The sequence below is a fragment of the Chryseobacterium viscerum genome (assembly GCF_002899945.2).
GTDB lineage: Bacteria > Bacteroidota > Bacteroidia > Flavobacteriales > Weeksellaceae > Chryseobacterium > Chryseobacterium viscerum.
In genome coordinates this window covers 131,526-144,543 of the sequence record NZ_PPEG02000010.1, presented here as the reverse complement: position 1 = coordinate 144,543, position 13,018 = coordinate 131,526, and the positions used below count along the sequence as shown (strand labels likewise).

General features: G+C 37.2%; 10 protein-coding genes. 3 read left to right on the top strand and 7 right to left on the bottom strand.

Annotated elements, in window-relative coordinates; translation table 11 throughout:
• Positions 1-51: 51 nt before the first annotated feature.
• The 5 genes from C1634_RS21795 to C1634_RS21775 form a co-directional block, all read right to left on the bottom strand.
• Entirely contained in the window at positions 52-1,188 is a 1,137-nt protein-coding gene (locus C1634_RS21795) for a hypothetical protein (protein WP_103232355.1), read from the bottom strand.
• A gap of 20 nt (positions 1,189-1,208) precedes the next feature.
• A complete protein-coding gene (locus C1634_RS21790) occupies positions 1,209-1,994 on the bottom strand; it encodes a (Fe-S)-binding protein (protein ID WP_103232354.1) in 786 nt (261 codons plus the stop codon).
• Positions 1,995-2,083: 89 nt separating this feature from the next.
• A complete protein-coding gene (locus C1634_RS21785; RefSeq protein ID WP_103232353.1) occupies positions 2,084-3,421 on the bottom strand; it encodes a (Fe-S)-binding protein in 1,338 nt (445 codons plus the stop codon).
• An 11-nt stretch (positions 3,422-3,432) separates the two neighbouring features.
• Positions 3,433-4,383, bottom strand: coding sequence for an MlaD family protein (locus tag C1634_RS21780; protein ID WP_103232352.1), 951 nt, complete (start codon positions 4,381-4,383; stop codon positions 3,433-3,435).
• A 126-nt stretch (positions 4,384-4,509) separates the two neighbouring features.
• Positions 4,510-6,663, bottom strand: coding sequence for a peptidylprolyl isomerase (locus C1634_RS21775; RefSeq protein WP_103232351.1), 2,154 nt, complete (start codon positions 6,661-6,663; stop codon positions 4,510-4,512).
• 260 nt (positions 6,664-6,923) lie between these two features.
• On the opposite strand from C1634_RS21775, the gene lon reads away from it, so the two are divergent.
• Complete coding sequence (gene lon / locus C1634_RS21770; RefSeq protein WP_103232350.1) at positions 6,924-9,329, top strand: endopeptidase La; 2,406 nt, start codon at positions 6,924-6,926, stop codon at positions 9,327-9,329.
• Between the two features lie 202 nt (positions 9,330-9,531).
• Positions 9,532-10,644, top strand: coding sequence for an AI-2E family transporter (locus tag C1634_RS21765; protein ID WP_103232349.1), 1,113 nt, complete (start codon positions 9,532-9,534; stop codon positions 10,642-10,644).
• 109 nt (positions 10,645-10,753) lie between these two features.
• Here the strand turns inward: C1634_RS21765 and C1634_RS21760 are convergent, their stop codons facing one another.
• Positions 10,754-11,002, bottom strand: a complete 249-nt coding sequence (locus C1634_RS21760; RefSeq protein ID WP_109739121.1) for a hypothetical protein — start codon at positions 11,000-11,002, stop codon at positions 10,754-10,756.
• 156 nt (positions 11,003-11,158) lie between these two features.
• Here C1634_RS21760 and C1634_RS21755 point away from each other — a divergent pair, with 156 nt between their 5' ends.
• A complete protein-coding gene (locus C1634_RS21755; RefSeq protein WP_103232347.1) occupies positions 11,159-11,536 on the top strand; it encodes a DoxX family protein in 378 nt (125 codons plus the stop codon).
• A gap of 60 nt (positions 11,537-11,596) precedes the next feature.
• On the opposite strand, the gene C1634_RS21750 is transcribed toward C1634_RS21755, so the two are convergent.
• Entirely contained in the window at positions 11,597-12,955 is a 1,359-nt protein-coding gene (locus C1634_RS21750; protein ID WP_103232346.1) for an acyl-CoA dehydrogenase family protein, read from the bottom strand.
• Positions 12,956-13,018: the final 63 nt, after the last annotated feature.

Genomic DNA, 13,018 nt, shown 5'->3' with positions numbered 1-13,018 from the left:
AGAATATTACTGTAACAGTGATTTCATATCCTTACCATCTAAAAGACAAAATTACGCAATTTTCTCGAGTTTAAGATCATTGTATTTTTTGCTCAGTACATAAAGCATCATAATGAAAAGTGGAAAAATAAACGGGAAGAAAAACCGCAGTGCCGCCGATTGTGGAAAGAAAAAGAATTTGATATAAACATTCACCAGAAAAAGAACTGAGATCATCCTTACCCACATATCTTTTGATTTCCAGAAAATAACGCCAATCATAATCGCTACGGATAAAGTCACTTTTTTAAAGTAAATAATTTTGATATAAATGATGCTTAAATACTCCATTAAACTGACATCGATAGGATGGGTAGAGATAATAGGTCTTCTGTCTATAAACGTGTCATAGAAGACGTCTTTCCAACCGGGATAATGGTAAAATTTAATAATTACCAGGTACATCACTAAAAGTACTGTTCCTTGTACAATAAGAGAAACATCAATTTTCTTGTCTCTGATGTAGTAAAAGAAGAAGACAGCGATAATATAAGTCAGAGTAAAAGTAATGTAATCCGGACGTATAAAAGTGATTCCAAAAAGAAGCAGAAACATGATCCATTTGCTCCAATTCTTAATCAAAGCAATAATAAAGATCAGCATAAACTGAAAAATAAACATATCCGGTGTAGAAACCCTGGACATATACGTCATTGGCGGCAGAAGCATTGCAGCTACCGTTAATAATACAGCAAGCCAGTATTTCTTCGGAAACAGAAGCTTTAGAATATAAAAGAATAATAACCCTGAAACAAAGTAAGAAATAAGACTGGTAAACAGAACGGCCATTGGGGAGGAAAGCCCAAGCTTATAAAAAAGAGTTATCACAAGAATATACCCTATTTTAATTTGAAAATAGGGTAATTGTTCTGTAAAAGATTGTGTATTTTTCACGAAATACTGCCTGGGAATGTCCCACTGCTTTATTCCGATTACGTCTGCATAATGCTCTGCAGGAGCCTCTTTTTTTATTTCTTGATACGTAATGATTCGAACTTTATCCGGTGAGTCCGGAAATTCAGAAGTATACATACATCCCAGATAGCCTGGCATATCCCAGTCATATACTCTGTTTTGGTAGTTCCAGAATGTAAGAAGAGTAAGTATCGAAATTACAAACAAAAAGGAGAGTCTCCATTTTACTTTCATAAACCTGTATAAGATTACAACTATAAATCTTCTGCTTCAGCAAGAAGTTCAACGATATCTTTTACGGCAACTTCAGTATTTTTGTTAAAGTGTTTCACCCCATCCGTCATCATCGTGTTGCAGAAAGGGCATCCGGTAGCAATTACTTTAGGTTCAAAAGATAAAGCTTCTTCTGTTCTTTCAATATTAATGTCTTTGTTTCCTTTTTCAGGTTCTTTAAACATCTGTGCACCCCCTGCTCCACAGCAAAGTCCGTTAGTCTTGCAACGCTTCATTTCTACAAGCTCTGCATCCAGCTTTTCAAGCAATAGTCTCGGAGCTTCATATTCATCATTGGCACGTCCTAAATAGCATGGATCATGGAATGTAATTTTCTTCCCTTTGAAGGCTCCTCCTTCTATTTTCAGTCTTCCTTCTTCCATTAAGGTTTTCAGGAACTGGGTATGATGCACTACGTCAAAGTGTCCTCCTAAGCTTGGATATTCATTTTTCAGGGTATTGAAGCAGTGTGGACAAGCCGTTACGATTTTCTTTACTTCATAGGCGTTCAGCACTTCAATATTGGTAAGGGCCATCATCTGGAAAACGAATTCATTTCCTGCTCTTTTAGCCGGATCTCCGGTACAGCTTTCTTCCTGCCCCAGTACAGCAAATTCAACCCCTATTTTGTTTAATATCTTGCAAAATGCTTTTGTAATTTTCTTAGCACGGTCATCAAAACTTCCCGCACATCCAACCCAAAATAAAACTTCCGGGGCTTTTCCTTCGGCAGCATATTCTGCCATTGTTTTTATATTGAAATCCATTTCTTTTTCAATTTGAAAATGTGAGAATTTGGAAATTTGAAAGTGATGTAGACTTTAATCAATTTCAAACTTACAAATTGATTAATTATCTAGTTTTCCGCTGCCCAATTCAGACGGTCAGCCTGATTATACTGCCAAGGAGCAGCATTGTTTTCCACATTGGTCATCATCAGATTCAGTTCCTGTGGCGCAGCAGACTGTTCCATCACCAGGAATCTTCTCATCTCAAAAATAATGGAAAGCGGATCAAGCAATACCGGACAAGCCTCTGTACATGCATTACATGTTGTACATGCCCAAAGTTCTTCTTTTGTAATATAATCGTTGAGCAGTTTTTTACCGTCATCAACAAATTTTCCGTTTTTATCAATATTTCTTCCTACTTCTTCCAATCGGTCTCTGGTTTTCATCAGAATCAATCTTGGAGAAAGTTTTTTCCCGGTAATATTAGCCGGACAAACGGAAGTACAACGTCCGCATTCTGTACATGAGTATGCATTAAGAAGCTGTACCTGGTTCAGATCAAAAATATCTTCTGCCCCAAATTTAGAAGGAGTATCTGCTTCAGCACCTTCAGCCGGAGCTGCGTAGGGATCAGCATTGGGATCCATCATTAATTTGATCTCTTTGGTTACAGAGTCAAGATTGTTGAATTTCCCTTTTTTATTAAGATTGGCATACCATGTACTTGGAAACGCAAGGATAATATGCAAATGTTTTGAGTAATAAAGATAGTTCATGAAGAAAAGAATCCCTACAAAGTGGAACCACCAAGCAGCTTTCTCTGTAAACATCAAAAATCCGCTATCAAAACTGAAGATTTCCAAAAACGGAACTAATGTCATTTCACTGATCGGGAAGCTTCCATGTTCTGGAAAAATGCCTCTCGTCTGTAAAATAAAATCTGAAGCATTCATTTTAAAGAATGCCATCATCAGGGCAAACTCGATGATTAAGATCCAGTTTGCATCATTCTTCGGCCACCCAAAAAGCTCTTTCATTGTCAATCTCTTAACGCCGTAAAAATTTCTACGGATAAAGAAGATAACAACTCCAATGACCACCAAAAGTGCTAAAACTTCTAATGTTGCGGTGAAGAAATTATAAAATGTATGTCCGAAAATGCTTGATAGAAAACGATGTGTCCCAAATATTCCATCAACAATGATTTCTATTAATTCGATATTAATAATCACAAAACCTACATATACAAAAAGGTGTAGAACTCCGGCAACAGGACGTGCCGTCATTTTACTCTGTCCCATCGCTACACGAGCCATGGTTCCCCAGCGTTCTCCTTTTCTGTCGTTTCTATTGATTTCGTGACCTAACCTGATATTTCTGTAGATTTTCAGCAGGCTTTTAGCAAACAGCCCAAATCCTGCCACTAATAAAATCAGGAAAATAATGTTATCAATGTACTGCATAAGGTGGCGTATTAGTCTTTGTTATTTTTACCGAAAACCGAGAAGTTGATATATCTCTTCGGGTTCGCTTTCATATCTTCGATTAATGAATTCAAGTTAGTAGAAGCCGAATTCAGGTTGTTATAAAGCTGATCATCTTTCATCAGTTTACCTAAACTTCCTTCTCCTTTATCAATACCGCCAATCACCTGATTCAATTTTCCTACTGTAGCATCTAAGTTGGCAATTGTTGAATTCAACTGCTTAGTATCGATGCTCTGAGCCAGGTTTCCATATTTATCCAAAGTCACTTTTCCACTTTGCATGGTAAGACTTGCATCATCCAATACTTTCTGAAGTTTAGGGTCATTGTGCCCTACAAGATTATTTACATTCCCAGCGGTCGTCTGTAATGCACTTACGGTTTTATTAAGATTGGATAATAAAGCTTTTATTTCAGCTCTGTTTTGAGCATCAACAAGCATATTGGCATTGGTCATCAAAGAGTCTACTCTGTGTAGCACTACCTGCAGCTGATCTTTTACCGGACCTACCTGCGAAGAAAGACTTCCGAGTGTTCCCAATTTAAAAGCACCTTTCAGAGTGTCTCCGTCCTTAGCCGTCTGACCTCCATATGCAAGGTTTACTCTCATCTCTTTACCAGACATTAATCCTGGTTCAAAGATTTCCAATGATGAATTTTTCGAAAACTCGAATTTGTTATCTATTGTAATTTTTACAACAAAATTGATTTTACCGTCTTTCGCGGTCAGAGGAACAATCTTATCTACCTGCCCTACTTTCAAACCGTTGATAGAAACTGCTGAAGACTGCGCAAGGCCTTCTACATTATCATATTTTGCGTAAAATATATTGTCAGTAGTAAAAAGGCTCTTCCCTTTCATAAACTGAAACAACACCACAAAACCTACAATAGCTAGAAGTGTAATCACACCTGCTTTTATTTCTTTACTGAACTTCACTTGCTAATTTTTTCTAATAAGCAAATATAGTACATTTTAAATAAATCTTTTCCTTTATTGTTCTGCGATAAATACAAAAAAAGCGACAAAAAATTTGTCGCTTTTTATATCATTGAAATGAATTTCTTATTGTTGCTGATTTCCCAGCTTGTTCCAGATCTCAATTCTGTAATCCTCGATATCTGCATTGTCCTGAAGACTCTTCATCCAAGCTTGTCCGAACATTCCGGAATTTCTTTGAGTAAGAGACTCTGTAAACTGCTTAAGATCTCCAGGTTGTTTGTTTACTGTTTCTGATTTTTTGATCAAAACATAAACTCCTGTTCCACCTTCAACCGGATTGGATAGTTTACCTTTTGCAACACCGAATGCTGCACCAGCAACTTTAGGTTCCATAGTACCAGCTATTGAAGGGTTCAATAGGTTTACTTGAGCAGACTGTTTTGGAGCTGCGAATAATTTAGCAATCTGATCTAAGCTTGAAGCTTTCGCTGCTGCAATTTTATCAGAAATTTGTTTTGCTGCCAATTTATTTTTAACAAGAACTTCAATCTGATCTCTCACAGATTCCGGATCAGCAAGACCTGCATCTTGTTTTCCGTTTAGATAAACTACAATTTTATCACCTGTTCCTTCTACTGTAAATAATTCAGTATCTCCTTTAGTTCTTTTCTTATCGAAAGCCCAAGTAAGGATCTCCGGATCTTTTTCAGTACCTAAGCCCTGAAGCTGAGCTTCAAATCTTTTTGCTGCTTTTGGATTGGTGAACTGGTAGTTTCCTTTCTTAGCAATATTCACGAAATCGTTGAAAGATTTTCCTTGAACCTGCTGAATGAATTTTCTTGATTTTTTATCTGTTTCAGCCTCAGTAGCATCTGAAGGTTTAACTGCTTTCACAAGGTTAGCAACTTTATACCCCATTGATCCTGATTTTTTATCTTCAATATTGATGATATGGTAACCGAACTGTGTTTCTACTACTCCTGTAGCTCCTTTTGGATTGTTTGCAAGGTAAGTAAGGAACTCAGGAACGAAAGGCGTTTCCGGAGTTGTCCATCCTAAGCTACCTCCCTGAGCTGCAGAATTCGGATCGCTAGAAACCTTAAGGAATTCTGTAAATCTAGCAGGAGTTGCTTTTACAATAGCACCGATAGAGTCTGCCAATTTCTTAGCCTGCTCCTTGGTTCTTGTTACTCCTTCACCTGCCGGGCTTCCTTTGAAAGCAATAAGGATATGTCTTGATAATGTAGAATCTGAAGCTCTTTTACCTACAAGCTTAGAAACAACATATACATCCTGCTCTTTATAAGGGCCAAAAGTCTGACCTACTGCTGCTGCAGTGATTTGATCTTTTATAGTGGGTGGCAATTGTGTAGGATTCACATATTGAGGGTTGAATGGCGCATCAGAATTTGCCGTTACAAACATGGAATCATTTTTCGTATTCTGGAAGTTTTCAGCACCTCCACTTGCATCTGTACCTCCTGAATAAAGTTTTGTAATCTCTTTCAAGGCTGCTGCATCATCTGCCGCACTAGGTTTAGATGGGAAGTATACGATACCGATATTTCTGCTCGGCTCAGCTTTGAACATTACAGGGTGCTGCTTGATGTAGTTCGCAAGATCTTGTGTTGTAACATTGATCTTTGTTTTCTGAAGATAAGCTGCATAGTCTACTTTCACAAAGTCGATATCTGCAAGCTGATCTCTCTGCTTCATCAATTCTTCAGCTTCTTTTTTACCTGTAGTAACACCTGCTGAAATATTCATAAACACCTGTCTTGCCATTAGTCTATACTCAACCGTCTTTTTAGTTTTCAACCATTGAGCATATCCCTGAGGATTGGTGTTTTTTAATGTTTCAATTTCTTTTTTAAGCTCTTGAGTTTTAAAATTACCTTTCTCATCAAAGAACTGTTGATTCTGAGCAAACATCTGATCGTACTGGATTTGATTCCAGAAATAATCATCAGTCATTTCAAAGCCCAATTTCTCAAACTGTTGTTTGATAAGTTTAGATTGTACAAGTAACTGCCAAGCCTGTTCTTCAAGACCGTTTTTCGGACGACCTTGTTGTTCGGCCTGCTGCTGCAGCACGAAAAGTTGATCATTGAACTCTTCGCGGGTGACTTTCTCACCGTTTACTTTTCCTAAAACGTCAGGATTCTTACCAAAAACCTTGTCGATACTATCCGGGTTTACCAAGAACGCCAAAAGCGCTAAGGCTATTACACCCATTAAAAGCCAAGGCTTACTCCTAATCTGTCCTAAAATTGCCATTTTATAAATTATAGTTTTTTATCAGTTTGCGAAAATACACATTTTTAAGAAATTACAGAAATCGAAGTGCTTAATTTTGACTTTTAATATAAAGATTAACTAAAAAAGGAAATTTTGACCGCATTTTTAAGTAAAAAACAAATGGCATAAGTATTGTGCATTTCTAGAATATTATAATATGCCACACGTTTTCAGCGCATCTTATAAAAAATCCCAATAACGATAAAAAACGAAAATGACAATTTGTCATTCGATTGACTATGACAGAATTTGAAGATATTAGTTTAGAAGAAATGATCGGCGACGGTTTTGATATTGTCACTGAAGAAATCAATCTTTCCGACTTCGCAGAGACTGATAAAAATTCCGAACAGAAAATATTCCCTATACTTCCCGTAAGAAATATGGTCATGTTCCCCAATGTGGTAATTCCTATTACTGCAGGGAGAAAGACTTCAATACAACTTCTTGAGGAAGCACAGAAGAACGGAGATTTCATTGGAATTGTAAGCCAGAAAAATTCGGATCTGGAACAACCTTCCGAAAAAGATATTTATACAACCGGTACATTGGCCAAGATCATTAAGATCATCAAGCTCCCGGAAGGCAATATTACTGCTATTACAAAAGGTTTTCACCGATTTAAGATTAAAAAGATCATTGAAAACCAACCTTATTTCAGAGCGGAAATATCAAAATTAAAAGATACCCAGCCTAAAGATCAGGAAGAATATGAGGCATTGCTGGAAAACATCAAAGATCTTGCTTTAAAGATCATTGAACTGGATCCTAATATTCCTAATGCAGCAAATTTCGCGATCAAAAACATCAACAATAATGATGATCTTCTGAATTTCATCTGTACCAACGCCAATTTTTCTTCGATTGCCAAGCAAAAGCTCCTTGAAGAGAAAAGCCTGATGATAAGAGCTAAGCAATGCTATGAAATGATGCATGAGGATTTCAGAAAACTGGAATTGAGAAATCAGATTCACCAGAAGACCTCAAAAGATCTTGACAAGCAGCAAAGAGAATATTTTCTGAATCAACAGATCAGAACCATCCAGGAAGAACTGGGCGGAGGACCTGAAAGTGATGTTGAAGATCTAATTGCTAAGGCTAAAACTAAGAAATGGAGCAAGGAAGTAGAGGAGCATTTCCAAAAGGAAATCAACAGGCTTCAACGTCAGAATCCTAATTCTCCGGACTATAATGTACAGAGAAACTATCTGGATTTCTTTACAGATCTTCCATGGGAAACCTATACAAAAGATATTTTTGATATCGCAAAGGCTGAAAAAGTACTAGACAAGGCACACTTCGGACTGGAAGATATCAAGAAAAGAATTCTGGAGCACATGGCTGTTTTAAAATTAAAAAACAACATGAAATCTCCTATCTTATTATTGGTAGGGCCTCCGGGAGTGGGTAAAACATCTTTAGGAAAATCTATTGCAGATGCTTTAGGAAGAAAATATGTAAGATTATCTCTAGGTGGTCTTCATGACGAGAGCGAAATCCGCGGACATAGAAAAACATATATTGGTGCTATGGCGGGAAGGATTTTACAATCTATCAAAAAATCCGGTACTTCAAACCCGGTAATTGTTCTTGATGAGATTGATAAAATCGCACAAGGCATCCATGGTGATCCAAGCTCAGCACTTCTAGAAGTTCTTGATCCTGAACAAAATAAGTCTTTTTATGACAATTTCCTTGAGATGGGATATGATTTGTCAAAAGTAATGTTCATTGCTACGGCCAATTCTCTTTCAACCATACAGACTCCTCTTTTGGACAGAACGGAAATCATTCAGATTGCCGGCTATACTTTGGAAGAAAAGACTGAAATTGCGAAAAGACATTTAATCAAGAAACAACAGGAAGAAAATGGCTTAGATGCTAAATCATTCAAACTTGGAAATGCAGAGCTTAAGCATATTATAGAGGCCCATACTTCTGAAAGCGGTGTAAGAACTCTGGAGAAAAGAATTGCTGCCGTTGCAAGATGGGTAGCCCTTCAGACTGCTCTGGTAAAAGATTATGATCCAAAAATTTCAGTGGAAAAAGTAGATGAGATCCTTGGTGTACCAAGACCAAAAAGCTTATCTGAAATCACCGGAGTTCCGGGTGTTGTAACAGGTCTTGCATGGACAAGTGTTGGTGGAGATATCCTTTATATTGAAAGTATTCTAAGCAACGGAAAAGGTTCTTTGACCATGACCGGAAACCTTGGAACAGTCATGAAGGAATCTGCTACGATTGCCCTGGAATATATTAAAGCCAAACATGACGAACTGGGAATCTCTCAGGAAGAACTGGATAAGAAAAACATCCACGTCCATGTTCCTGAAGGAGCAACTCCTAAAGATGGACCTTCTGCGGGTATTGCAATGCTAACTTCAATGGTTTCTTCTTTTAAAAATAAAAAGATAAAACCTCACCTTGCCATGACAGGAGAAATTACGCTAAGAGGAAAAGTACTTCCTGTAGGGGGAATCAAAGAAAAACTTCTTGCTGCGACAAGAGCAGGAGTAAAAGATGTTATTCTTTGTGAAGCCAACAGAAAAGACGTGGAAGAGATCAAAAAAGATTATTTGAAAAATCTAAACATCCATTACGTCAACAGAATGGAGGAAGTAATTGACATTGCTATTGAAGCATAAAATAACATATTAACTTCTCAATAAGGAAACACGCTCTGAATATCAGAGCGTGTTTCTGTTTTATAAATAAAAAACAGAATTTTATTTATTCGGTGGAATAAAATTTGCTTCATTACAAGAAAAACCCTGAAGGATTGAATAAAAATTTTTCAATTCAGTGGGGTTTTCTTATTTTTATTCCACACTACAGATTTTATAGATTATGAATTTTCTTAGACTCCCTTTCCTTCTCAAGCTTTCGCTGGTAGTGGTTTCCATTATCGGCCTTGGTTATCTTCTGGCATTAGGACAGAGTATTTTAGCTCCGTTTTTCCTGGCATTCCTGCTGGCTATGCTGTTTTTACCGGCTGCCACTTTTATGGAAAAAAAGCTAAGGTTTCCAAGATCAATGTCTACCATGACCTCGGTATTTATTATGCTGATGATTTTAGGTGGAATCATTTATTTCTTCACCAATCAGCTCTCTGATTTCAGCAAGGATCTTCCCCACCTTAAAGAACAGTTTACTACTGTTTTTAATGGTCTCCAGCACTGGGTTTCCAAAACATTCAATGTGAAAGTGGATGAACAGGTAGATTATATCAACCAGGGATTGAATAAACTCTTATCTTCTTCAGGAATGATCTTAGGGTTTACTTTTGGGATATTTTCAACGGGATTCGGTTTTATTATATTTTTCACCCTGTTTTTTATCTTTATTTTAAATTACAGAAGGCTTTTAAATAATTTTATCGTTACTGTTTTCAACGAAAGACATAAAGCGAGTGTACAGGAAGCCGTAAGTGAGATTCGTATTATGACCAAGAAATATATCTTCGGACTTTTTCTACAGGTAATTATCGTATCTATTCTTACTTCAATCCTTCTTACAATTCTGGGCGTGAAATATGCTATTCTTTTAGGAGTTCTGACAGGATTACTAAACGTCATTCCGTATCTGGGAATTTTTATTTCTCTTTTAATTTCATGTTTTATAGCATTTGCCACTTCAACTCCTTCCACATGTATTTATGTTGCATTGGGTTATATTGCGATTCATGCGGTAGACGGAAATATTGTTCTTCCATTTGTTGTAGGTTCCAAAGTAAAGATCAATGCTTTATTTTCCTTTATTGGTATTCTTTTAGGCGAGCATCTTTGGGGAATTGCAGGAATGTTCCTGTGTATTCCAGCTATTGCTATTATTAAAATTATCTGCGAAAGAGTGGATGACCTCAAACCTTGGGGAGGATTATTGGGTGAAGAACAGAAGCCCAATAAGAAGAAGAAAAGCTATAAGATTTCTAAGAATATTACCTTGGAGGAAATGGACTAGAATATGGGTAATGAGTAATGGATAATAAAGAGTAAGTGAGATCATTTCAGACCCGAACTTTATATAAAAAAGAAGACTGCCTTTTTCAAGACAGTCTTTTTATATTTTACTATGGAAGAGCGCAGTATGGGCTCATTCCGTTTGGACAGGTTTCTGTACATAGAATATTGGCCTGAATATCCGGGCAGTATCCATAATCCGGTGGTGGTGTCGTACCTCCGCCCCCGCCTAAACAAGGATCACCAGGTGGAATTTTACATGGACATCCTATTGGGCCTATATCACATTTTCCAATGCCACCACCCCCTTGAATTTCTCTTAAATCCGTACGGTTTAATTTTTTTAAGCTTTTCAACATAATATTTTATTAGTTTTTGTTTGTATCTCAAATATAGATAATAAAATTATTCAAAATCCAACATTAACCTACCATTAACATTAATTAAATGTTTTTTATAAAAATTAAATCAATAAATCCTATTTTTATTTTACATTTGATATAAAATCATCAATTATGAAAATAGTAAAATTCATTTTATGCTTACTTTTCGGGCTTATGTTTATTAATGCTGGATTAAACAAGTTTTTTAATTATATGCCAATGGAGAAACCTACTCCAGAGCAAATGAAACTTTTCTCTGCTTTTGGAGAAATCAGCTGGCTGATGCCTTTGGTGGGTATCGTAGAAGTCATTGGCGGATTACTATTTATTTTCCCAAAAACAAGAGCGTTAGGTGCCATTGTTATTTTACCTGTCATGGTAGGAATTGTTACCCACATTTTCACGATGGATAAATCTCCAATGGGAATGAGCATCGCCGGAGTGATGTTCCTGATCAACCTTTGGATCATTATTGACAATAAAGAAAAATACAAGCATTTAGTTTCATAAGGCTGCAGATAGTAGGCTGCAGGTTGTATTACCTATAACCTGCAACCTATCATCTGCTCCTTACACAAAAGCACTGAATCCTGTAATCGATCGTCCTACGATGAGCGAGTTGATTTCTTTTGTCCCTTCATAAGAATAAATAGCTTCGGCATCGGCTACGAAACGAGCTACATCATATTCCAGCAAAATTCCGTTTCCACCCAGCACTTCTCTTGCTCTGGAAACAATATCTCTTGTTCTGAGTGTACAGAAAACTTTAGCCAGCGAAGCATGTTCATCTTTTAAAATTCCTTCATCCTGCATTTCAGATAGTCTAAAAACCATGGTCTGCATTGCTGTAAGGTTAGATAGCATTTCTACCAGATGCCCCTGAATCATTTGAAATGAGGCGATAGGTCTTCCAAACTGTTCTCTTTTTCGGGTATAATCCAATGCACTTTCATACGCTCCTCTTGCACATCCGGTGGCCATCCATGCTACTCCTGCCCTTGTCATTCTCAGTACTTTTCCAGTATCTTTAAAGGAATTGGCGTTCTGCAAACGATTTTCTTCGGTTACAAGACAGTCTTTTAAGGTGATCAATCCGTTCTGCACAATTCTTAAAGCCATTTTCCCTTTGATCTTTTCTACGGAATATCCCGGATTATCTTTTTCTACAATAAATCCTTTTACTTCTCCACTGTCTAAATCTCTTGCCCAGATAATGATAATATCGGCAAAAGTAGCATTCCCAATCCATTTTTTCTGACCGTTCAGTACCCATCCTTCAGGTGTTTTTTTGCAGGTTACAGTCAATCCACCTGCTGCTCCGGAACCTACTTCCGGTTCTGTAAGCCCAAAAGCTCCTATTTTTTCAAATTTCTGCATCTGCGGAAGCCATTTCTGTTTCTGCTCTTCAGAACCACAGATATAAATAGATCCCATCGCCAATCCAGATTGTACTCCAAAAAATGTGGCAATAGAAGCATCTATTCTCGCCATCTCCATCGCAATAACACCTTCCATCAGGAAAGGCATTCCCGGACAGCCGTACCCTTCATAAGTAACACCGCAGATATCCAGTTTTTGGAATTTCGGAATCAGTTCAAAAGGAAATTCATCTCTAAGCCAGTAATGATTGACCAGAGGTTTTACTTCTTTTTCCATGAATGCTCTTACTTTAAGCTGAATTTCGCGTTGTTCGGGGGACAGAGTATGGTAGATATCATAGAAGTCTCCATCAATAGGGGGAAGTTCCTTCTTTTTCTTTTCCGGATCAAGCATTTTCATAAGCCCGGAAAGCTGTTTATCATCCAGTTTTGAAAAATTATGCATCAGTTTTGGCAGATCTACTTTTTGAGAAATGGCACTCAGCTGATCAAAATCTATGGATGTGAATAGTCCTATTGCGTTTCTGATTTTGGAAAAGGTATTTGACATAATGATAGATTGTAGTTTTGGTTTGTAAAAGATAAGCAAAAATTGCTCCGAAAGCAATGTGCA

What these genes read in the sequence shown, in the direction of transcription:
- C1634_RS21775 (WP_103232351.1), bottom strand. Translation starts at nt 6,663, where the DNA reads ATGGCAATTTTAGGACAGATTAGGAGTAAGCCTTGGCTTTTAATGGGT.
- C1634_RS21790 (WP_103232354.1), bottom strand. Translation starts at nt 1,994, where the DNA reads ATGGATTTCAATATAAAAACAATGGCAGAATATGCTGCCGAAGGAAAA.
- C1634_RS21750 (WP_103232346.1), bottom strand. Translation starts at nt 12,955, where the DNA reads ATGTCAAATACCTTTTCCAAAATCAGAAACGCAATAGGACTATTCACA.
- C1634_RS21795 (WP_103232355.1), bottom strand. Translation starts at nt 1,188, where the DNA reads ATGAAAGTAAAATGGAGACTCTCCTTTTTGTTTGTAATTTCGATACTT.
- C1634_RS21765 (WP_103232349.1), top strand. Translation starts at nt 9,532, where the DNA reads ATGAATTTTCTTAGACTCCCTTTCCTTCTCAAGCTTTCGCTGGTAGTG.
- C1634_RS21785 (WP_103232353.1), bottom strand. Translation starts at nt 3,421, where the DNA reads ATGCAGTACATTGATAACATTATTTTCCTGATTTTATTAGTGGCAGGA.
- lon (WP_103232350.1), top strand. Translation starts at nt 6,924, where the DNA reads ATGACAGAATTTGAAGATATTAGTTTAGAAGAAATGATCGGCGACGGT.
- C1634_RS21755 (WP_103232347.1), top strand. Translation starts at nt 11,159, where the DNA reads ATGAAAATAGTAAAATTCATTTTATGCTTACTTTTCGGGCTTATGTTT.
- C1634_RS21760 (WP_109739121.1), bottom strand. Translation starts at nt 11,002, where the DNA reads ATGTTGAAAAGCTTAAAAAAATTAAACCGTACGGATTTAAGAGAAATT.